This window comes from Bradyrhizobium sp. UFLA05-108 (assembly GCF_059803455.1).
Genome location: NZ_JBANAZ010000062.1, coordinates 1 through 21262 on the forward strand (window position 1 = coordinate 1; position 21262 = coordinate 21262).

The 21262-nt window shown below is 59.4% G+C and carries 15 protein-coding genes and 1 riboswitch; of the genes, 4 read left to right on the forward strand and 11 right to left on the reverse strand.

Features of this window, described 5'->3' with window-relative positions:
* Nucleotides 1-624 precede the first annotated feature (624 nt).
* The 3 genes from SO140_RS34080 to SO140_RS34090 form a co-directional block, all read right to left on the reverse strand.
* Nucleotides 625-3291: a valine--tRNA ligase gene (locus tag SO140_RS34080; RefSeq protein WP_498543697.1), complete on the reverse strand. Its 2667-nt coding sequence runs from the start codon at nt 3289-3291 to the stop codon at nt 625-627.
* 256 nt (nt 3292-3547) lie between these two features.
* Nucleotides 3548-4816 carry an MFS transporter gene (locus SO140_RS34085; RefSeq protein ID WP_498543698.1) on the reverse strand — a complete coding sequence of 423 codons (1269 nt, stop codon included), beginning with the start codon at nt 4814-4816 and terminating at the stop codon, nt 3548-3550.
* A 259-nt stretch (nt 4817-5075) separates the two neighbouring features.
* Nucleotides 5076-6053 carry a glycosyltransferase family 2 protein gene (locus SO140_RS34090; RefSeq protein WP_498541615.1) on the reverse strand — a complete coding sequence of 326 codons (978 nt, stop codon included), beginning with the start codon at nt 6051-6053 and terminating at the stop codon, nt 5076-5078.
* Nucleotides 6054-6310: 257 nt separating this feature from the next.
* Here SO140_RS34090 and SO140_RS34095 point away from each other — a divergent pair, with 257 nt between their 5' ends.
* Nucleotides 6311-7708, forward strand: a complete 1398-nt coding sequence (locus SO140_RS34095; RefSeq protein ID WP_498543699.1) for a hypothetical protein — start codon at nt 6311-6313, stop codon at nt 7706-7708.
* Nucleotides 7709-8832: 1124 nt separating this feature from the next.
* Nucleotides 8833-9558 (forward strand): alpha/beta hydrolase, encoded by a 726-nt coding sequence (locus tag SO140_RS34100; RefSeq protein ID WP_498543700.1) that lies wholly within the window; start codon nt 8833-8835, stop codon nt 9556-9558.
* Nucleotides 9559-9651: 93 nt separating this feature from the next.
* Here SO140_RS34100 and SO140_RS34105 read toward each other — a convergent pair whose 3' ends face one another.
* The 7 genes from SO140_RS34105 to SO140_RS34135 all read right to left on the reverse strand — a co-directional run bounded on the left by SO140_RS34105 (nt 9652) and on the right by SO140_RS34135 (nt 17212).
* Complete coding sequence (locus tag SO140_RS34105; protein WP_498543701.1) at nt 9652-10257, reverse strand: Rieske 2Fe-2S domain-containing protein; 606 nt, start codon at nt 10255-10257, stop codon at nt 9652-9654.
* Nucleotides 10172-10375 carry a hypothetical protein gene (locus SO140_RS34110; RefSeq protein ID WP_498540568.1) on the reverse strand — a complete coding sequence of 68 codons (204 nt, stop codon included), beginning with the start codon at nt 10373-10375 and terminating at the stop codon, nt 10172-10174. The genes SO140_RS34105 and SO140_RS34110 overlap by 86 nt, the downstream gene beginning before the upstream one ends.
* Before the next feature lie 43 nt (nt 10376-10418).
* Nucleotides 10419-12749 carry a 5-methyltetrahydropteroyltriglutamate--homocysteine S-methyltransferase gene (gene metE, locus SO140_RS34115; protein WP_498543702.1) on the reverse strand — a complete coding sequence of 777 codons (2331 nt, stop codon included), beginning with the start codon at nt 12747-12749 and terminating at the stop codon, nt 10419-10421.
* Between the two features lie 104 nt (nt 12750-12853).
* Nucleotides 12854-13078, reverse strand: a riboswitch (cobalamin riboswitch).
* Nucleotides 13079-13111: 33 nt separating this feature from the next.
* Nucleotides 13112-14035 (reverse strand): methylisocitrate lyase, encoded by a 924-nt coding sequence (gene prpB / locus SO140_RS34120; RefSeq protein ID WP_498543703.1) that lies wholly within the window; start codon nt 14033-14035, stop codon nt 13112-13114.
* 11 nt (nt 14036-14046) lie between these two features.
* Entirely contained in the window at nt 14047-15228 is a 1182-nt protein-coding gene (prpC, locus tag SO140_RS34125; protein WP_498543704.1) for a bifunctional 2-methylcitrate synthase/citrate synthase, read from the reverse strand.
* A 39-nt stretch (nt 15229-15267) separates the two neighbouring features.
* Nucleotides 15268-16785 (reverse strand): MmgE/PrpD family protein, encoded by a 1518-nt coding sequence (locus SO140_RS34130; protein WP_498543705.1) that lies wholly within the window; start codon nt 16783-16785, stop codon nt 15268-15270.
* Entirely contained in the window at nt 16694-17212 is a 519-nt protein-coding gene (locus SO140_RS34135; protein ID WP_498543706.1) for an acyl-CoA thioesterase, read from the reverse strand. The genes SO140_RS34130 and SO140_RS34135 overlap by 92 nt, the downstream gene beginning before the upstream one ends.
* A 176-nt stretch (nt 17213-17388) precedes the next feature.
* On the opposite strand from SO140_RS34135, the gene SO140_RS34140 reads away from it, so the two are divergent.
* Complete coding sequence (locus SO140_RS34140; RefSeq protein ID WP_498543727.1) at nt 17389-18798, forward strand: short-chain fatty acyl-CoA regulator family protein; 1410 nt, start codon at nt 17389-17391, stop codon at nt 18796-18798.
* 3 nt (nt 18799-18801) lie between these two features.
* Complete coding sequence (locus SO140_RS34145) at nt 18802-19302, forward strand: hypothetical protein (RefSeq protein ID WP_498543707.1); 501 nt, start codon at nt 18802-18804, stop codon at nt 19300-19302.
* A gap of 254 nt (nt 19303-19556) precedes the next feature.
* Here the strand turns inward: SO140_RS34145 and SO140_RS34150 are convergent, their stop codons facing one another.
* Nucleotides 19557-20033 (reverse strand): Lrp/AsnC family transcriptional regulator, encoded by a 477-nt coding sequence (locus SO140_RS34150; protein ID WP_449378499.1) that lies wholly within the window; start codon nt 20031-20033, stop codon nt 19557-19559.
* Nucleotides 20034-21262 lie beyond the last annotated feature (1229 nt).

Sequence of the window (21262 nt, forward strand, 5' to 3'; positions counted from 1 at the left end):
AGTTGAGGCCCTCGCCAAAAAATGGGCAGGCAAGCGCGCCAAACGCAGCTAACCCGCGGCCTGCACCGGAGGGTTACCGACCATCTCTGTACAATCCCGATTGAGCCATGGTTCGGAATAGCCAGAAAAATGAATGTCGACCGCTGTCGGTAGACGCGCCAGACATCGTTTAAATCCTTCAAGCGGCAGATACTTCACATCGGAAACTGTCCTCTGACGCTCTGCGAACTTGTGTTGCGGACAGTATTTACATCCGACAATACAGCCTGTTGTGGTCGTTATTTCTAAGACCCTGCCCTCCGGAATGTGCGCCTCTCTTGAGAATGGCCTGTCCATGTTTCTCGTTCCCTGTCGGGGGGCCGCTGCAAGCTCAAGTTTGGACGCAAGTCGCGATCCTGATCGAGACTTGGGGCGCTGCCTGCGAGCCATAGGAAGCAGGATTTGGGCCACCGCTCTTCGCTGTCGCGCGATTCCCACGGTGTTAGTTTCCCGACACATGGCGGTTTAGCGAAGCTCCCGTACCGGGAGCGCTCGAATTGTTGCCTGCTGGCGGGGGTGGCGGGTGGTCCGATGGACGGCCGCCGAGGGACATCGAACCCGCGACGCCTGCGACCGCAGCGTCGATCAGTCCAGGACGGCCAATAATCGGGTGAGTGCTGCTTCCAGCTTGACCTGGCCAGCCTCGGCTGCAGCAAGACGGTTGCGGGCATCCTCGACGACGTGTTCGGGAGCGCGAGCAATAAAGTCCGGGTTACTTAGCTTCTTGGCCAGCTTGCCGGCCTCCGCGCCTAGGTTGGTGATCTCCTTGGTGAGGCGGGTGCGCTCTGTGGTCAGCTCTATGAATTGGGCAACCGGCAGCGCCAGCGTCGCGCCGGCGATTACATAGGAGACCGCCCGCGGGGGCACAGCATTGACGAACCGCACGTCGGCGACGCGCAGCAGCTGGGTAATGAGTTGCGCATTAGCCGTCAGGGCCTCGCGTTGCGTCTCGGAGGCCTCGACCACCAAGAGCAGCGGACGCGCGGCGGGAGGGATGTTCAGCTCCTGGCGCACCGATCGGCCTTCGGAGATGGCATCAATGATCAGTCGGATTTCGGCATCGGCAGCCGGGTCGATCAAGCTCTCCGCGAGCTGAGGCCAGGTCGCGGTCATGATAAAGCCCTGGTGGTCGCGCGGCGCACCAAGGTGGGCTGTCTCGGCCCAAAGTTCCTCGGTGAGGAATGGCATGATCGGGTGCAGCAACTTGAGGACGACGTCCAAGACCCAAGCCGTAACAGTGCACGTCTCGTCCCGAACGGCATTGTCTGCGCCGTTCAGTGCCGGCTTGCTCAGCTCAATGTACCAATCGCAGAAGACATTCCAGATGAAGCGATAGAGGGCGTCGGCAGCCTCGCCGAAGCGGCACTCAACCAGCGCCCCGGTCACGACGTTCGTCGTCCGGGCCGTCTCGCCAACAATCCAGCGGTTCAGCGGCATCGTTGCCAGCTCCGGCGAAAAGGTTTCCCGCCCGCACCTGTTCAATTGGGCGAAGCGCGTCGCATTCCAGAGCTTGGTGGCGAGATTGCGGTAGCCTTCAATGCGTTGCCGGGACAGTTTGATGTCGCGTGCAGCTCCAGACATGGCCGTCAGCGTGAAGCGCAGGGCGTCAGCTCCGAACTCGTCTACTAAATCTAAGGGGTCCATGACGTTTCCCTTCGACTTCGACATCTTCGCGCCACTTGCATCGCGCACGAGAGCATTGATGAAGACCCGCTTGAAGGGCACTTCGCCCGTAAGCTGGAGGCCCTGCATCATCATCCGGGCGACCCAGAAGGGTATGATGTCGAAACCCGTGATGAGAGTGTGAGTAGGATAGAAGCGTTTGAGGTCGGGTGTCTTGTCGGGCCAACCGAGCGTCGAGAATGGCCAAAGCGCCGAAGAGAACCAGGTGTCGAGCACGTCCTCGTCCTGAACGAGCGGCTCATCGCGGCCATAGTGCGCGCTGGCCTGAAGCCTGGCTTCCTCTTCGGACTCCTCGACGAAGATTGTGCCGTCCGGGCCGAACCAAGCCGGAATGCGATGACCCCACCAGAGCTGACGCGAGATGGTCCAAGGCTGTATGTTCCGCATCCATTCGAAGTAGGTTTTTTCCCAGTGCCTAGGAGCGAACACTGTGTCGCCATCAACAACCGCCTTGATCGCCGGCTGCGCTAGCAACTGGGTGTTCACGAACCATTGGTCAGTCAAAAAAGGCTCGACCACCACGCCCGAGCGATCTCCATGGGGGACCGCATGGCGGATTTTCTCGGTGCCTCGCAGCAGACCGAGGGCGTCACACTCCTCGATCACTTTCGCGCGTGCGGTAAAGCGATCTAGCCCGCGGTAGGCCTGTGGAGCGTTTTCGTTAACGCGCGCATACTCGTCTAGGATATTGATCATCGGCAGGCTATGGCGCTTGGCCACCTGAAAATCGTCGAAATCGTGGGCAGGTGTGATCTTCACCGCTCCGGAGCCCTTCTCGGAATCCGCATGTTCGTCGGCCACGATCGGAATCAGCTTGCCGACGATCGGTAGAATGACCTCTTTTCCCACGAGATGCTTGTGACGCTCATCATCCGGGTGAACAGCGACGGCTGCGTCACCTAGCATAGTTTCGGGACGCGTTGTGCTTACAACGATCTCGCCGGAGCCATCCGCCAGTGGATAGGCGAGATGCCAGATGTGGCCCTCCATCTCACGCTGCTCGACCTCCAGGTCCGAGATTGCGGTTTGGAACTGAGGGTCCCAATTCACCAGGCGTTTGTCGCGGTAAATCAGGCCTTCCTTATGGAGGGTGACGAACACTTTGCGCACCGCGCGCGAGAGGCCCTCGTCGAGGCTGAAGCGCTCCCGGCTCCAGTCGCAGGAAGCGCCTAACCTGCGCAATTGCTCAACGATCTTGCCGCCGGAGGCGGCTTTCCATTTCCAGACCTCAGCGAGGAAGTCCTCTCGGCCCATCTCGCGGCGGTTGATGTTCCCCTCCTGTGCGAGCTGGCGTTCGACCACCATTTGCGTGGCGATGCCGGCGTGGTCTGTGCCCGGTAGCCAGAGCGCTGCTTTGCCACGCATACGCTCGAAGCGGATCAATACGTCTTGCAAAGTGCTATTCAGCGCATGGCCAATATGCAGAGAACCGGTAACGTTCGGTGGCGGCATGATGATCGAGAACGGCGCTGCTCCCGGTTCATTGGTCGGCGCGAAGGCGCCCGAAGCTTCCCAAGCGGCGTACAGCCGTGGCTCAGCGCTCTTTGGATCGAAAACTTTTTCAAGCATGATTTTCTCCATCGTTAACGCGGATGGAGAATGCCGATCCATCCACAAAGTGAGGATCGGATGGCGCCGACGTTCAGCGGCGGATCACGTCCTCAACAGAGGACGGCCTACGATTCCGCGGATTGGCGTGTGAATACTCATGTTTTCCGACTAGCGCATGTTCACTTGATACACAAGCCGTATCTGATCAGCTTGGGCTTCATCAGATTGTGAGTTCTCGCGCGACTGGGCCGTTGGCCCGGCACGGGGTCCATGATCAACGCACCGGAAATTTTCGGACTTGTTTTGGACCTTCGGGCTCGCCCTCTTCTCGGACTTCCTCTTCCGATAAAGAGCTTGGACGATGTGACGGTCTGAAAAGGTATAGGCCAGTAGCGACAGCCGCGATTACGCTGCCGAAAAGGGCGTACAGCTGCGCTTCACTAAAGGCCGCGAATATCGTTGGCACACTATAGACGACAAGACCGACGACGGCCGTAATCAATGTCGTCAGGGCCTGCACTCGACCAATGAACGCTGTCTCTACGAAAGTCAGTAACGCGGCATCTGCTGCCGCGCGAGAAAGACTCCAGAGAACCCCAGCCAAAGCGTAAACGGCAACTGCTATCATTCTCTGATTTGTAAACGAGAACAGGATGAGGGACAGTCCGGCTGTAACCAGCAAGGGGATAACGGCTACGCTTAGTTTATCAGCCAAAGAGTGATGTGCTGAGCCGGCAACGGCCGCGAATCCCGCTGCTGCTGCGATCATCTCCAAGGTCCCAAAAAGACTGGTGCTGCCTTTGAGTTCATGTACCACGAACCCGGGCAGCAAAAGATTGGTCGTCTGGATAATTGAGAATGCCAAGCCAACGGCGATCGTCGCATTGAGCGCACCTGCGTCTTGGCGAAGATACCTCAGCGCCCGCCAAGAGGCTCCGAAAAATCCAATCGTGTTTCCAGTCGTAGAAGAGCGCAACGCTGAAAGGCGCATAAAGCTTAAGCAGGAAACAGCGACTAACGCCAGCACCGCCAGCAACATGGCGGTTGTAGACGAGCCGAATTTATCAATCGATAACCCTGCAAGGCCGGTGCCGGCTGCAATCCCAGTCTGCTTTGCGAGCGATATCTGAAATGACACTCGCGCTCTGTCATGTGCGGCAACGGTCATTTGCGTTAGCGCACTGATGGCGCCCATCTGTAGCGAGAACCCGAAGCCTCCGATGGCGCCCGAAGCGATCAAGATGGCGGACGAAGCGACTCCATGGGGAAGCAACTCGGGTAGGGAGAAACCCATGAATCCAATGGCACGCAGCGCTTGTCCGGCGGTTGCGACAGCTCGCTTGTCGTGCTTGTCCACGATATGGCCAGCGATGGGCGCTAATGCGAATGTTGAGCCGTTGGTGAAGATAAGGACCAGTCCAACAAACCCGGTGCCACCATAATGGAACGCGACCCAGGCCGGAATGACAATGCCGGCTCCGACAAGTATGAAGGAGATAAATAAATATGTTAGGAGGCCAAGTCTGGCACCCGAAGGCTTCATGAACGTTGATAGTCCATCGTTAACGTGCGAGCGTCATCTCTCATTCCGACCCACTTGTACATAGCAGATCTAACTATGAACCGCGAGGCGCTGATCAAGGAGCTGCCGACAGGGACGGCAAACGGAGCATATCAGCCGTCGGTCGTTGGGCGCCGCTCAGCGGTATCGGGAGTTTCGCCAGGACCGAATAGAGCGGCATGATGGCCGTTCGGCAAGGCAAAGTGCGGTGCTGAAACCACAGCGTCAGTGCCGCAAGCGGCTATGGGGCAAGTGCGATACTGCGGTCGCCAGTCAGACGATCGAGCTCGCGTTCACGGATGAATTGCCTCGCTCGAGCCAAGTCTGATTTCGCCATGTGCGCGACGCATTCAAGTAAGGTCGGCTTCGCGGCGAAGATGCGCCGAACCCTCTCATTGTCGTCCAGGTTTGGGTAGTATTTGTCGAATAGCGGTCGGAAGTTCTCGATGGTCGCTCGAATCATCTCCAGTTCCGATACGCTCCGTTGGGAAACCCTCTGTGGATCCACATAGGCGCGGTACAGATAATACGGAGTCGAGAAGTAGGCGATTTTGTTATCCAATCCCTTTGTTATTCGATGAGAAAGCAGCGAGGCGCCGAAGCTCCAATCAGTCCATTTGACAATTTTGGGATTATAGCCACCGAGTGCGACGGCGTCCTCCGTTCGATAAACGATTGACGCCGGCACGTGATGCTTAGCTGCCACTAGCTCCTCAGTGAGGGGATAGGCGGAGCTGGTAAACCCCCTGCAATCGCCAATCATGAGAGTTGCGCAATGTGTGAAGGCGAGCCTGGGGTCGGAGCTCAATGCGTTCACGGCGCGGTCCAGGTACGCTCCCTTCTTCAGAGCAGTTTCGTTTTCGTTCAGGCAGTCATCCGCATCGACGAAGGTTGCATAAGCATACCGGGCGGCAAATAGACCGGAGTTTCGAGCCGCGGGCAGTCCCTTATTTCGATCGTGATGTATGAGACGGATAGCTTTGTTGGTGTTGAAGCTAGCGAGTATTCGCAGTGTTGTTGGATCGTTACTGCCATCGTTTACGATAATCAATTCATGCGGTATTCGGATTGGCTGACGAAGAACGGATGCGACGCATTCTGCCAAGTAGGAGCCAGCATTGTAACAGGCGACGGCTATCGTGACGCCGTGCCTTGGGCAAGGCGGCGCCAGTTCAGGTCGTGAGGGGATGGATGTGTGTGTGCCCATCATCATCGGCATTCCAGCTCAAATCCGAGATGTGACGTTCGGTACCCATCCTGGACCGAGCCAAGAGGCGCACACAAGCTGCTATTCCTGGCAGCTGGACAATGACGCTACCAGCAGTTCTTCTCGTTTGTTGTGATGCGTTCGTAAATGATGTGAGCGGATCATCCTTTCGTCGGTTCGGCAGACCCTATTCAATGTCAAATCACCTTGTAATTGTGGGATTTGGTCCCGTTTCTGGCTACAAGTACTCGCGATGCATTCGAGCCGCCATGCAATCCGGAGCTATCGCCGGATATTCAGTCATTGACCTTCAATCGCAACGTGATGCCGTCCTGCGTAGACTGGCTGGGTTGCCGGCGCAGCCAATGCATACGATGTTCGTCCCCGATCCGGATTTGCATGGCGGTCCCGATGCGACCTTAAGCCATGTCGCTCCGTTCCTTAAGGATCGTGCCAATGAAGGTATCGAAACTCTGAAGGTTGTCATCGCAACAGAACCTCAGGCGCATGAGAGCTATTTGCGGCATTGCATGTCAGTGGGATACGATACGCTAACGACCAAGCCTTTATTGGTGCCGATGCGCGACGGTGTATTCGACGGCGGCTCGATCTATCAGCGCACAAAGAATCTACTCGCCTGGGCAAAAGGCGGTAAGGGCCAGCACAGTCTGATCGTACTGGATCGTCACCACGAGATATACGAAAAGCGGATTCGTTCCCAACTCGCGGTGATGATGGAAAGGCTGAACGTTCCGATCACTTCGATCAACTTCAAAACAGCATCCGGCGTGTGGAATCTTCCCTATGAATACGCACTCAGGGAAGACCACCCGTACAAGTATGGCTACGGCATGCTGATGCACGGCGCCTATCACTATGTTGATCTTGTAACCCGCCTCTTGCAAATGAGCCGTCGGATGTATGCGGACGATGAACTGTGTTTGCGCATCAGTGGCTTCTCAGCGTTTCCGAGAGATCAGGCGAAACGGCTGCCTCTTGGCATAATGAATAAGCTGGATAACTACCGTGAGCATATGGCGAGCTTTGATCCAGGAATCCACTATGGAGAGACCGATGTCGTCGCATCGTTGGCACTCTGTTTTCGCCGCACCCAGGTAACATTATGTCTAGGAACTATTGCTCTTGAACAGACGACGCCGGGGATGCGGTCATGGGGAACGTTCCCGGAGGTGCCATACAACGTCAACGGTCGACTACACTGCACAGATGTTGGCGTCTGTTTAGGGACACTCTTTTCCATCAACGGACATGTTGTGAAAATTCCTATCTCCTCAAGGAAAAGCCAATCAGACTTGCGAGGGAAGAACATTGGGATAGTGACATCACGATCGAATGCGCTCGTTGCTGGAACCCAAGATTTCCTAACCGAAGAGCGCATAACGCATCCATATGGAAATTCCTTCTCTTATGCGGCTGAATCGGCATTGTTTCAGGACTGGATCGACGGCAGAAGAACCTACAGCAATTTAGACTCTCACTTGGCAACCGCTGCCGTGATGGATGCGTTGGCGCGCGTGGTCCAAAGCAACGGGGAAACGATTGAAATCGGTTTTGATTTTGCCGAACCCGACTGGCCGCCAACAACGTACATTTCCAATGCTGTAGTTCCGGAAGGCCGCGCAATGCAGTTTGCGGCGTCTCGATGAGATGTCGAGTTAACGCTGAATTCGAGGAGGGCAGAACCGCCATTGAAATCCCCAATCGCGGCCTAGCGTTCACCGGAGAACAGAACGAGCTGTCGGGACGGAAGATGGTTCCTGAAAGCTGCAAAGATTATCATGACAGACGTGCAGCGCGACTGCGGGAACATGGTTGGCCATCTATGCTCGAGGGCATCGGCTAGCGGAATCCGCAACTGAGTTGGCGAGCGCAAAGCGCTGGGCTGATCGAAGAAACTACGGTTGGCGGCATTTTGGAGTGACATCGCGTCTGATCCGCGATTGACACGCGCCACATGGATGCGACCCCAACGCTGTTCCGGATGACGTTGCCGCCCGCCAAGGGTTTGGAGAGGCGACTGAACTCGGCAATTGCACAGCCACGGCCTTCCCTCCGGCTGAGCAACGCCTCCCATCCTAATGTCCTTCAGAATCGCTCTTTTGGAAATGGAGGAAGTGGCAGACGTCATGATACCTGCGTGGTTCAAGCGAACCACAGGCGTATATGCGAATTCCCAGAAAGGTCGGATCGACAGCGAAAGTCTGGAAACCGTTAGAGCAGTCTAGGCGAACATAATGAACGGAACCTGGATACGGCAAAGATCGTAGTATCTGAGACGTGCTACTGTTGCCGCTCGGTGGTCGAAAAGAGCGACAGGGCGAGATCAAATGGCGCTTGGCAGACTCGTGTAAACAAACTCCATCGGGTCATCCACCGTACCAAGAAAATTGAATGGCACATACAAAGTACCTTTCCGGCGTATCGTCTCATTATTTATCTTTGCGAAACGCATTTTTTGCGCCCGTTGCGTCTTCGCTCGTGTACGCATGGTCAGCGTATCCTTGACTTGACCAGATTCCCGTAGCAGGCTGGCGGCTTCTGCGGGGCGCGCTTGCCGTCATTCGGTCGGTAGCGATTTCGTTTTTGTCCCTTTGATTGCTCCGGACCAGGGGAGACCCGCGACGGCAAAAGTTTTGTGGGAGAACAGATGAGTCGTCATACGATCGAAGTAAACGAGAAGCGGATACCTGATATTTTTGCGACAAATACCTTTTTCCGAATCCGCTGACTGCCGCGCCGATCTAACTCGTCCTTGCGCAGGAGCTACAATATGTCGACCTACGTCCTCGTCCACGGTGCCTGGCACACCGGAGCCGAGCTCGAGCCCGTCGCCGCCCCCATTCGTGCCGCCGGTCACACCGTTCATACGCCCACGATCAAGGGCAACCGGGTGGGCGATGCCAAGACCACGGGACTCAAGGAGGCGATCCAGTCCATCGCCGATTATCTCGTCGAGAACAATCTGAAGGATGTGATCCTGCTCGGCCACTCCTATGGCGGCATGGTCATCACGGGGGTCGCTGACCTCGTGCCGGAGCGGATCCGCCGGCTGATCTATTGGAATGCCTTCGTCCCCAACAACGGCGAGTCGCTCAACGACCTGGTGCCGCCACACTATCTCGGCCTGTTCGAGGCGATCGCCGCCGAGCGCGGCGACGGCTCGGTGGTGCTGCCATTCCCGATCTGGCGCGAGGCGTTCATCAACGATGCTGACCTGGAGCTGGCGCAGCGTGCCTACGACATCCTCAATCCGCATCCCCTCAAGACGTTCAGCGACAAGATCGTGCTGAAGACCAACCCGGCCGAGATGCAGCTGGCGAAGTCCTACATCAACTGCACCGAGGATACCGCGCTGCCGCACGGCTATCCCTGGCATCCGCGGTTGTCGGAGAAGCTCGGGCTATTCCGACTGGTTCAGGTGCCGGGCAGCCACGAATTGTGCTTCTCCGATCCGGCCCGGCTGGCGCGCGCGATCATGGAGGCGGGGCGGGATTAAACTTGCTGCGTCGCGAGACCCTGACCGGATCGCTCCGAGATAGCGAGGGCCGACCTTTCCGGTGGTTCGTCGGTGCAGGATGGTTCATGTCCATCAGGTTCTCGTGCATGAAAGTGTAATGGCAATTGACGACCCGTCCGAACCGTCGCGTCTTGTAGGCGCGATCCGCGGCGGCGCTAAGCGTCGTGGGCAGCGGCTTGGCGGCAGGTGGCCCGGCCATACCAGCACGACGCCATCCAGCTCGCAGCACGGATAGGCGCGCACGCCGTTGGGAAGCCCTTGCCGAGATAGGGAACGTCGACGCAGCGACCCGCAGCGACCCGAGGAGTCGTAGCTCCTGCCGTGATAGCAGCAGTGCAGGTGGCCATTCCTGACAACGCCCTTCGACAGCGGAACCCACCGGTGGGCGCAGCGATCTTCCAGCGCAAACAGATCGCCATTGTCGGCGCGAACAATGACGATGGGCTCGCCCGCAAACGAGGAAGCAAAGGCAGATCCGCGATTCACCTCATGCGACCACGCCAGGGGGTACCAGTGATCGGGTGCGAGCCGATCTTCCGAAGGTCGGCAGACACCGGACTTGCGCCGATGCCGGCAGGGTTCGTTACCGGATTCACGAAGCGGACACCTCCGATGTACCGAGGTGGATGGCGAGGATCTCTTCGGGAGTCTCCCGAACCTCGATCCGCTGCTCCCCACTGCCGACGAACTCCAGCATCGTCTTGTCGCCATCGCGCCACATCCCGCCGATTAACGAGAAATTGACGTGATAGGGCTTGCCGCCGCCAAAACGGGTGCATTTGATCCAGAAGCGCATCGGCAGTCTCCGTGCAGGAACGGGAGGTAAGGCTACGTCGGCATCAAGACGCCTTGCGCAATTCGCGTGCGGCGGCGACCATGTTGACGAGTGCAGGTCGAACTTCTTCCCATTTGCGGGTCTTCAGGCCGCAATCGGGATTGATCCAGAGCTGCGAGTCCGACAGTCGCTTCCGGGCCAGCGTGATGAGATCCCGCATCTCGCTGGTCTCGGGGACGCGCGGCGAGTGGATATCGTAGACGCCCGGGCCGATGTCGTTCGGATATTTGAAGCTGGTGAAAGCATCCAGTAGTTCCATCTTCGACCGCGACGTCTCGATCGAGATGACGTCGGCGTCCATGGCCGCAATCGCGTCGATGATGGCGTTGAACTCCGAATAGCACATGTGGGTGTGGATCTGCGTGGCATCGGCAACGCCGGTCGAGCAGATGCGGAAACTCTCCACGGCCCAGTCGAGATAGGTCTTCCATTCGGAGTGACGCAGCGGCAGGCCCTCGCGAAGCGCGGCTTCGTCGATCTGGATCATGGTTGCGCCGGCCTTTTCGAGGTCGGTGACCTCGTCGCGGATCGCGAGCGCGATCTGGCGGCAGGTGTCGCTCCGCGGAAGATCGTCGCGCACGAATGACCAGTTCAGGATCGTCACCGGCCCGGTGAGCATCGCCTTCATCGGCTTCTTCGTCAGCGACTGCGAATAGCGCCACCAGTCGACCGTCATTGGTTTTGGCCGCGAGACATCGCCGAACAGGATCGGCGGGCGGACGTAGCGGGAGCCGTAGGACTGCACCCAGCCATACTGGGTGAAGACGAAGCCGGAGAGCTGCTCGCCAAAATACTGCACCATGTCGTTGCGTTCGAACTCGCCATGGACGAGCACGTCGAGCCCGATCTCCTCCTGCCAGCGCACCGTGCGGGCGGTTTCCTCCTTGAGGAACTGCTCGTACTGCGCGTCGGTCAGCTTGCCCTTGGCATGCGCGGCGCGGGCATTGCGCACGTCCGCGGTCTGCGGGAACGAGCCGATCGTCGTCGTCGGGAAGGCCGGAAGGCCAAAGCGCTTGCGTTGGATCTCCACGCGGCTCGCAAAAGCGCTGGTACGACGGCGCATGGCGTCGTCGATCGCCGCCATGCGTTTGGCGACCGCCGCGTCGTGGATCTTGGGTGAGATCTGGCGGGCTTTCGCGGCCTTGTCCGAAGCGGCGAGGGCATCGGCGACGCTGTCATCGCCTGCGAGGGCCCTCGCTAGCGTGGACAGCTCGGCGATCTTCTGCACCGAGAAGGCAAGCCAGCTCTTGACGTCGGGATCGAGGCCGGTCTCAAGCTCGAGATCGATCGGCGTATGCAGCAGCGAACAGGACGGCGCGATCTGCACGCGGCCGGCGCCGAGCCTGGCAATGATCGGCTTGTAGCGGTCGATCAGCGCCGACAGGCTGGAGCGCCAGACGTTACGGCCGTCGATGACACCGAGCGAGATCACGAGGTCGGCGCGGGCGCCGGATTCGACCTGGCTCAGCTGCTGCGGCGCGCGGATCAGGTCGACGTGCAGCCCGGCTACCGGGAGCGCCAGAGCGGTTGCAAGGTTGTCGCCGATCGCGCCGAAATAGGTGGCGAGCATGATCTTGACGTTGGGCACGTCCTTGGCGAAGCGCGCATAGGCGCGCTGGAGTGCGTTCCGCTCGATCTCATTGAGATCGAGCACCAGGCAAGGCTCGTCGATCTGGACCCATTCAGCGCCGCGCTTGGCGAGCTCCTGGAGAACGTCGACATAGACGGGCAGCAGGCCATCGAGCAGCGAGATCGGATCGACCGCCGCGTCATGGCTTTTGCCGAGCTTCAGGAAGGTGACGGGACCGACCAGCACCGGACGGGTCTGATAGCCGAGCGCCTTGGCTTCATCGTACTCCTGGATCACCTTGCGCGAGGAGAGCTTGAAGGTCTGGCCCTTGTGAAATTCCGGAACCATGTAGTGGTAGTTGGTGTCGAACCACTTGGTCATTTCCTGCGCTGTTGCACCATGTCCATGATGGGCGTGACCGCAACTCGCGTCGTGTGCGTCGCCCTGTGATCCGCGTGCCATCGCGAAATAGGTCTTGAGCGAGACCAGGCCGCCCTTCCAGCCGTAGGCATCGGGGATGGCGCCAACCATGACGCTGGTATCGAGCACCTGGTCGTAAAGCGAGAAATCGTTCGACGGGATGATGGTTGCGCCGAGCGATTTCTGGCGTGCCCAGTTGGCAGCACGGAGCCCGGCTGCGGTTTCGAGAAGTTGCTGCTCGCTGATCTTGCCGGCCCACAAACCTTCGAGTGCGAGCTTGAGTTCGCGGCGTGGCCCAATACGGGGCGTGCCGAGCGTTGCGACTGGTAGTGAAAGAGAAGTCATAGCTTTAACCCCATTTTGGTGGGGGCAAAAGGCCATGGCGGACGCTGGCAGGCAGCCGCGGATGCGGCAGCTGCTTGGCGTACCACCGGGACACCCCGCCCGTGGACGATTATGTTGTCGGGGCAGGTCTCCTGGCTCGCGGGTCGTCGCCTGCACCCGGGCCTTCCCGAAGCTTTCGCTTCAGTGACACGATTGGATGCGAGCTCGCCGCTTACAGTTGCGGGGGCAGCGCCGGCATTGCTTCAGTCCGAACGGACCGGGAGCGCACCGGCTTCCCTCTTAGCTCCAGATCAAGCGGGACCCGGAGAACCTCGACGTTTTCGATTATCTGCATCGATGGGGTGCCGTCAACCTCTCGCCGTTCACTTGCGCTGTGGCATACCGGCCGGAACGACCGTTCTTACGATCGATGAATCCAGTGCCTCGTAGTCGTGCAGTCCAATCGTGGCGTAGAGCTCCGCACGCGTCTGCATGCGGTCGACGAGCTTATGCGTGCCACCATCGCGCGAAATCGCAGCATAAAGTTCTGCCTGCGCTTTGTTCGCCACGCGCAACGAAGACACCGGCCAGATCACCATCGCGTAGCCCATCGCCTCGAACTCGGCGGCTGTGAAGAACGGGGTCTTTCCGAATTCGGTCATATTGGCGAGCAGGGGTACGCCAGGCATACGCTCGGCAAAGGCGCGGAACATCTCGGCAGTGTTAAGCGCTTCGGGGAAGATCGCGTCGGCACCCGCCTCCATATAGAGTTTGGCACGGGCAACGGCGCCATCGAGGCCTTCGCTTGAGGCCGCATCGGTCCTGGCGATGATCACGAGATTGCGACGAGCTTTTGACGCGGCTGCCACTTTGGCTGCCATATCATGTGCATCGGCAATTTTCTTGTCGTTCAAATGACCGCATTTCTTCGGCAAGCTCTGGTCTTCGAGATGAAGCGCAGCTGCGCCGGCATCCTCGAACACGCGCGTGGCATGCATGACGTTGAGTGCCTCGCCGTAGCCGGTGTCCGCATCGACGAGAAGGGGCAGGCCCGACGCGCGGACGATCTGGCGGATGAAGAAGGCAACTTCATCAACGGTGATGATCCCGAGATCGGGCAGGCCCATCGATGCTGTCATCGCGGCACCCGAGAGATACAGCGCCTCGAAGCCGGCCGCTTTGGCCTGGAGCGCCGCCATGCCGTTATGCGCGCCAGGAAGCTTCAGAATGCCCGGCTGCTTCAGGAACGCGCGGAAGCGGAGCCCGGCAGGCTCTTGCGGCAGATCGGCGGCAACGAGATAGGGCATCTGGCAGTTCCTCAGGCGGCGCGGACCGACGAGCGCAATCCGCTGCGCTGTTCGAGCGGCACGAAAGTCAGATTCTCCGGACCGACGTAATTGGCTGACGGACGGATGATCTTGTTGTCGATACGCTGCTCGATGATGTGGGCAGCCCATCCCGACGTGCGGGCGATCACGAACAGCGGCGTGAACATCGCGGTCGGCACGTCCATCATGTGATAGGACACCGCGCTGAACCAGTCGAGATTGGCGAACATTTTTTTAGTCTCCGCCATCACGGCTTCGATCCGGTCGGCGATCTCGAACATCTTCATCGAGCCGGCCTCGCGCGACAGGCGGCGCGCGACTTCCTTGATCACCTTGTTGCGGGGGTCGGCGATCGTATAGACGGGGTGGCCAAACCCGATCACGACTTCCTTGGCGGCGATCCGGCGGCGGATGTCGGCGTCGGCCTCATCGACGTCACCATAACGCTTCTGCACCTCGAAGGCGACTTCGTTGGCGCCGCCGTGCTTCGGCCCGCGCAACGCGCCGATCGCGCCTGTGATCGCCGAGTACATGTCGGCGCCCGTGCCGGCGATCGAGCGAGCCGTGAAGGTCGAGGCGTTGAACTCGTGCTCGGCGTAGAGGTTGAGCGAGGTGTGCATGGCGCGGACATGCGAGTCCGACTGCTTACGGCTGTGGAGGAGATGAAGGAAGTGTCCGCCGATAGTGTCGTCGTCGGTCTCGACGTTGATGCGTCGGCCGTTCTGGGAAAAATGATGCCAGTACAGCAGCATCGAGCCGAGCGAAGCCATCAGGCGATCGGCGATGTCGCGGGCGCCAGGATGGTTGTGGTCGTGTGCTTCCGGCAGCACGCAGCCGAGCGTTGAAACGCCGCTGCGCATGACGTCCATCGGATGCGCCGCGGCGGGGAGGGCCTCCAGGGCAGCCTTCACGACGTTCGGCAAGCCGCGCAGGCCCTTCAGCTTGGCCTTGTAGGCGGCAAGCTCAGCCGGCGTCGGCAGGCTGCCGTGCACGAGCAGATGGGCGATCTCCTCGAATTCGCAGGTCTCTGCGACATCGAGGATGTCATAGCCGCGATAGTGCAGATCGTTGCCGGTGCGGCCGACGGTGCAGAGCGCGGTGTTGCCGGCAACGATGCCGGACAGCGCAACCGACTTCTTGGGCGCCGGCTTTGAAGACACTTCGTTCGTCATGATGCCAATCCCTTGATTTACGAAAGCGCTGAGTTAGCCTTAGCGGCCCGACCAATCGAAGATGCCGGTCGATCCCTTAGCGCCGAGCTGCGATGATTCGACGGTGAAGGTGAGCCCGATGAGATCGCTGGCCTTCAGCTCGGGCAGGCCCTCGACCAGGCCGAGCAAGCGATCCTGCTCGGCCGGTGCGATGACGCCGTCGGCGAGGCTGCGGAATTTTGCGACATATTGCGGCCGCGCGAACGGGCGCGCGCCGAGCGGGTGCGCATCCGCCACAGCAAGCTCGTCGCTGACGATGGAGCCGCCCTTGAGCGTGACGACGACGCGGCCGCCGAACGCCTTCTGCTTGGGATCGTGGCTGTGATAGCGCTGTGTCCAGGCGGGATCTTCAACCGTCGAGATCTTGTGCCACAGTGCGACGGTCTCGGGACGCGCCGCTCGCTCCGGGGCGTAGGACTTCTGGTGATGCCAGCCGCCGTCTTCGAGCGCGACCGCGAAGATGTACAAGATGGAATGGTCGAGCGTCTCGCGGCTGGTCTTCGGGTCCATCTTCTGCGGATCGTTGGCGCCGGTGCCGATCACGTAATGAGTGTGATGGCTGGTGTGGATCACGATGCTTTCGATCTTGGTGGGATCACCGATCTTCGGGCCCATCCGGCGCGCCAGATCGATCAGGGTCTGGCTCTGATACTCCGCCGAATGTTCCTTGGTGTAGGTATCGAGAATGGCCCGCTTCGGCTCGCCCTTCTCTGGCAAGGGGACGACGTATTGTGCTTTCGGACCTGACAGCAGCCACGCGATAAATCCATCTTCGCCCTCCCAGGCGGGCGAGGGCGCGCCTTCGCCGCGCATGACGCGGTCGACCGCCTCGATCGCCATCTTGCCGGCAAAGGCCGGTGCGTAGGCTTTCCAGCTCGAGATTTCGCCCTTGCGCGACTGGCGCGTAGTGGTGGTGACATGCAGTGCCTGCTGTACGGCCTGATAGATCGTCTCGATTGGCAGGCCCAGCGCGGTGCCGATGCCGGCGGCGGCCGACGGGCCGAGATGGGCGATGTGGTCGATCTTGTGCTCGTGCAGGCAGATGCCCTTCACCAGATTGACCTGGATCTCATAGCCGGTCGCAAGGCCCCGGATCAGCGCGGCGCCGTCGAGGCCGCAGTTCTGGGCCACTGCCAGGATCGGTGGAATGTTGTCGCCTGGGTGCGAATAGTCGGCGGCGAGGAACGTGTCGTGGAAGTCGAGTTCGCGAACCGCAACGCCGTTGGCCCAGGCGGCCCATTCCGGCGAGATGCGCTGGACTTGCGGCAAGCCGAACACTGTTGCACCGGGCTTGAAAGGGTGCGTGACGGCCTGGGCGCGTGCGCTCGCCACCGGCCGACGCGCAATGGAAGCCGCGGCAACGGCGGCGTTGTCGATGATGCGGTTGCCGATCATCTCGATCACGGCCGGCTCGACCGCGACCGGATCAGAGGCGACCTCGGCGATCTTCCAGGCGAGCTGGTCCGCCCGTGCCAGATGCTCGGAGGACTTGTAGGTGCGGACGTTGTGCGATTTCACGATCGGGAATCCTCAAGGCGTTGTTGGAAGAGAGCGAATGGATCGGCGTCGGCTTTCCGGCCGCGTCGACCGCGGCCATCTCGAACGAGCCCTGCATGGCGATCCGACGAGAGCCGGCGGCGAGCGTTTCTGCGACGATCTCGACCGCGACCGTCATCGACGAACGGCCGACGCGTTCGACCTGCGCGGTTAGTTCGACGAGTTCGCCGACGCGGACGGGCTCGTGCAATTGCCCTTGTCGGAGGTCGCCATCACCACCGCACAACGGGCTCGGCGGTTGGCCGCGACAAATGCTGCCTTGCCCATCAGGCTCAGGGCGTTGCCGCCGAACAAGGTGCCACAATGGTTGGCTTATTCGGGGAAGACGACCTCGACGAAGCGTGTCGGCTCGTTCGGGTCCGGCGGCTGGTTCGAGAGCGGCCTGCATGGCGCGATATCCGATGACCCTTGTTCAAGGACCCTTGCAACTCGGTCTGCTGTTCGCAATATCTGCAAAGCCAAAACCCGCGTATAGCACTGAAAAGGTGAAGCTTTGCGAAGCCGAGGTCGTGAATTTGCAAAGTTTGCAAAGTCGACAGGGGGCGCCGGATGAAGAAGGCATTCATGGGCGTGCGCGTGAAGCGTCTGCGCGAGCAGCGCAGATTGACACAGCAGGCGCTCGCTTCGGCCATTGGAATTTCCCTGAGCTATCTCAATCAGCTCGAAAACAATCAGCGGCCCCTCACCATCGCTGTGCTGCTCAAGCTCAACGCCGCCTTCGGCGTCGACGTTCAGTTGTTCTCGGAGGATGACGAAGCCCGGCTCGTCGCCGATTTGCGGGAGGCGCTGTCCGATCCCGAGATCGGCGAGACGATATCGTCCGCTGAGCTGCGGGAGCTCGCGCTCAACATGCCGGCGCTGGGGAGGGCCGTGGTCAGCATCAGTCGCCGCTATCGGCAGGCGATCGAGCAAAGTGCGGCGCTCGCGGCGCGGCTCGGCGAGGATCGGCAGGCTGAGACGGCAATCCTGCGGTCGACGGCCTACGAAGAGGTGCGCGATTTTTTCTATGCGCACCACAACTACATCGCCGAGCTCGATGAAGCTGCCGAACGTCTGGCGCAGGACTTGGCGCCGTCGGACGCGATCACTCCCGCCATTCTGAGCGACCACCTCCGGGCCAAATTCGACGTCACGGTCCTGATCGGTGACGCGGCTGACGATGTCCATCGCCGTTACGATCCGCAGAACAGGACGCTGCATCTTTCGCGCAGGCTCGAACCCGGGCAGCGCGCCTTCCAGCTCGCGACCCAAATTGCTATGCTCGGCCTGGATCGCGAACTGGGTGCGCTCGTCGATGCTGCGGGATTTACCAATCAGGAGACGCGCGGGCTCGCACGCATCGGGCTTGCCAACTATTTCGCGGGCGCGCTAATCATGCCCTACGGGCGATTCCTGGCCGAAGCGAAGCTGCAGCGCTACGACATCGACATGCTCGGTGAAGTCTTTGGAGTCGGCTTCGAGACGATCTGCCATCGCCTGAGCACGCTGCAGCGGCCGTCCGCGCGCGGTGTGCCGTTCTTCTTCATCCGCGTGGACCGCGCGGGAAACATTTCGAAACGTCAGTCGGCGACAGATTTTCACTTTTCGCGGATTGGCGGCACTTGTCCGTTGTGGAACGTCTACGAGGCGTTTGCATCGCCCGGTCGCATCGTGACCCAGTTCGCCCGGATGCCCGACGAGCGAGCGTATCTCTGGATTGCGCGGACGGTCTCCCACAGGAGCGGTGGTTACGAATCCCTCAGCAAGACCTTTGCCGTGGCCCTCGGATGCGACGTCAGGCACGCGGGAGAGCTTGTCTATTCAAGAGGATTGGACGTTCACGACTCTGCGTCAGCGGTCCCCATTGGCATGGGATGTAAGGTATGCGAACGTATCGATTGTCCACAACGCGCTTTTCCCCCGGTCGGGCGTTCCCTGATGATCGGCGAGAAACAGTCGCTCTTTTCGCCATATGCAGCGTCCAAATTCCAATGACGCATGCGCGAGGAATCCGCCCATATCCGCTATCTGGACACATCTGACGTTGCCGCGCATCTCGTCGGCTTCTTTCCTTCTGAGCATTTGACTGCGGGCAGCACGCACAAGGCAAATCAGGCAATTAGGCTGGTCAAAGCGACGTTTCGCGACGAATTCAAATGCCTCGTGACGCAAGTCAAATCGGGCATCGTTATCGAATGCCCGGAGGCGACTGAGTGTGCAATCCTGAATTTATGCATTGTCGTCGAGCAAAAACTGGAGCGGCTGAAGAACGAGCCGCTCGCCGCCAAGATGGTCGAAGAGATTCTCGCGGTCTCCAGCGCCGAGCTTCGTCGCTGGTCAAAGGACGGTCGCATACCAACCAGCGGCCGGGCTTTTTTCGGCCAAGGCAGGAAGCAGGTTGGATTGTTTCTTTACCCGCCTGAGGCGATTCGCGAATTGTCGTCGCGTCCTGATCAAATCATGCAATGGCGAAATCAGGATCGGCAGCACCGGCATTGAAGAGGGATTGCCCGCGTAGGGCCGGGCTCGATGAGCGCACTATGGGCGGCGTGGTCGTTGGAGGTCGACAGTTCAGTCACCGACGCATTTCGGTAAGGGAAAGCAATCATATTAGCCTGTTGCCGCTGCACAACAGCAGGAGCTTGAAACGACAGATCGAGCTGGCGCATCAGTCGGAGCCCTTCGGCCCTTCGCCTAGGCCCGACCACCATCTGCCACCTTGGGGGGACGAGACATCTTTCATGAGCGTGTCGTCAGTCGGCGAAGGGAGGCTCCACTGGAATGGCAAAGCCCGCCTTCACCCGGTCCATGACGACCATGGTTTTGAATCCTTTGATATGGAGGTTTTTCTGTAAGAAACGGCGGGTGAACTGTTCATAATCGTCCATTGTGCGCGCGGTAACGTAGAGGACGAAGTCAGCCTCTCCGGTCACATAGAACCCATTCACAACCTGAGCCGAAGTCTTGATGGCCTTTTTGAACCCGTCAATGATCTCCGAGCTCTCTCGCTCCAGGCTCACGAGCAAAAGCGCCTGGATGGATCTGCCGACCGCTTTTGGCGAAACGATCGAGATATCGGCTTCGATGATGCCCTCCGAACGCAGCCGTTTCAGACGGCGCTGACACGCCGTAGAAGAAAGGCCGGCGAGTTCGCCGATGGTTTCCGTCGTAAGGCGGTTGTTCTTCTGCAGGATCTCCAGGATGCGGGCGTCGATCCGATCGTACCGCATAGTTGGAGGCCATGCTTTGGAGGTGAGCTTCACCACGAAAGATCCTTGCGGGTAGAAAACGTCTCTTGAACGATGCCAAGTCGCGAAGGCACCTGCATCGGCTGATCGCGCTGTGACGCTCTCAAGCGCTGCAACTTCCATGCCGGAGCAGCCCTAGCAGAAGCCGCGGAGCTCACATGCCTGAAGCCTTGTGTCCCGAGCAACGAGAGTTCGCTGTCAGCCGACGCGGCGACCCAGGACCGCCGAGGAGGGACGATCACAAACGATGATTTTCGCTCTCAGACCTGCTTCAATCGCAACCGCATCCAGCGTTCTCGCGGCCTGCTTGAAACGGCGCTCGCTTAGCACGAGCTCTCATATGTTCAAATAGGCTTTTCTCAATGGGGTCGTGCTTCCGAAACCAGAAGCGCGATCATTGTTGTTCGGCGTTGGAGCCATCCACAAACGAAAGTTCAAGGTCGATCGCCGATAGCGCTATCACAGCGGGCGGTGCTTCCTGAATCTGCATAGGTTGGCGCTTGCTCTGCTTGTGACTATCGGATCGTTTGTGGCCGATACGAAAGCCGAATCGAAAGTTATGAAGCGATGTAGGCGAAGACGGGTAAGAAGCAGAAGCCGTTCTAAGCCCGGGTAATACCAACATCACTTTTATACACCGCGCGCGATCAAGCTCGCGTTCCGAATCGATGAGTACACCGAGCTGCGTGACCCCTTGCCAGCGGCATCATCCGCCAACGCACCCTGCAGACGCCAACATGTCGTAATTCGCTCGATGCCTTAGACCGTCAGCACCGGCTCATCGGGGTGGCATATCGGCGCTGGCAGGATCGACTAGAAAAGTCGCCCCGGGTGTTGTTACGCTGGCGAGTTCGAAGCCCTTGCACTCCGGAGCTGGCGAATTAGCGTTACTAATGTCGAGACGCAGTTTCTCTTCGCAATTTCTCGAAATGTGCGTTTTTTGTGCGTAACGCCTTTGGTCGTGCTCAAATCTTTCCGAATGGAAGTAATAGCCGAAACGAAATACCCTTCGCACTATCCCGATATTCGTACAACGCATTGTGCGTCGGCTCGCCGATAGTTACGTGCTGGTAAGGGTTGTTAACTTGCGCTTGGTAATAGGCTGACTGGTTCGATTCGCGTCATCGTTTTTTAAGATTAAGCCGTCGAGGGAGCCGTTTTGGTTCTACGGCACCGGTTAAGTTTTCAGAAGATTTTTTCAGGGGGGCGGC

What these genes read in the sequence shown, in the direction of transcription:
- SO140_RS34110 (WP_498540568.1), bottom strand. Translation starts at nt 10,375, where the DNA reads ATGCGCTTCTGGATCAAATGCACCCGTTTTGGCGGCGGCAAGCCCTAT.
- SO140_RS34140 (WP_498543727.1), top strand. Translation starts at nt 17,389, where the DNA reads ATGGGCGTGCGCGTGAAGCGTCTGCGCGAGCAGCGCAGATTGACACAG.
- SO140_RS34090 (WP_498541615.1), bottom strand. Translation starts at nt 6,053, where the DNA reads ATGCCGATGATGATGGGCACACACACATCCATCCCCTCACGACCTGAA.
- SO140_RS34080 (WP_498543697.1), bottom strand. Translation starts at nt 3,291, where the DNA reads ATGCTTGAAAAAGTTTTCGATCCAAAGAGCGCTGAGCCACGGCTGTAC.
- SO140_RS34150 (WP_449378499.1), bottom strand. Translation starts at nt 20,033, where the DNA reads ATGCGGTACGATCGGATCGACGCCCGCATCCTGGAGATCCTGCAGAAG.
- SO140_RS34135 (WP_498543706.1), bottom strand. Translation starts at nt 17,212, where the DNA reads ATGCAGGCCGCTCTCGAACCAGCCGCCGGACCCGAACGAGCCGACACG.
- SO140_RS34100 (WP_498543700.1), top strand. Translation starts at nt 8,833, where the DNA reads ATGTCGACCTACGTCCTCGTCCACGGTGCCTGGCACACCGGAGCCGAG.
- prpC (WP_498543704.1), bottom strand. Translation starts at nt 15,228, where the DNA reads ATGACGAACGAAGTGTCTTCAAAGCCGGCGCCCAAGAAGTCGGTTGCG.
- SO140_RS34095 (WP_498543699.1), top strand. Translation starts at nt 6,311, where the DNA reads ATGCAATCCGGAGCTATCGCCGGATATTCAGTCATTGACCTTCAATCG.
- metE (WP_498543702.1), bottom strand. Translation starts at nt 12,749, where the DNA reads ATGACTTCTCTTTCACTACCAGTCGCAACGCTCGGCACGCCCCGTATT.
- SO140_RS34085 (WP_498543698.1), bottom strand. Translation starts at nt 4,816, where the DNA reads ATGAAGCCTTCGGGTGCCAGACTTGGCCTCCTAACATATTTATTTATC.
- SO140_RS34145 (WP_498543707.1), top strand. Translation starts at nt 18,802, where the DNA reads ATGCGCGAGGAATCCGCCCATATCCGCTATCTGGACACATCTGACGTT.
- prpB (WP_498543703.1), bottom strand. Translation starts at nt 14,035, where the DNA reads ATGCCCTATCTCGTTGCCGCCGATCTGCCGCAAGAGCCTGCCGGGCTC.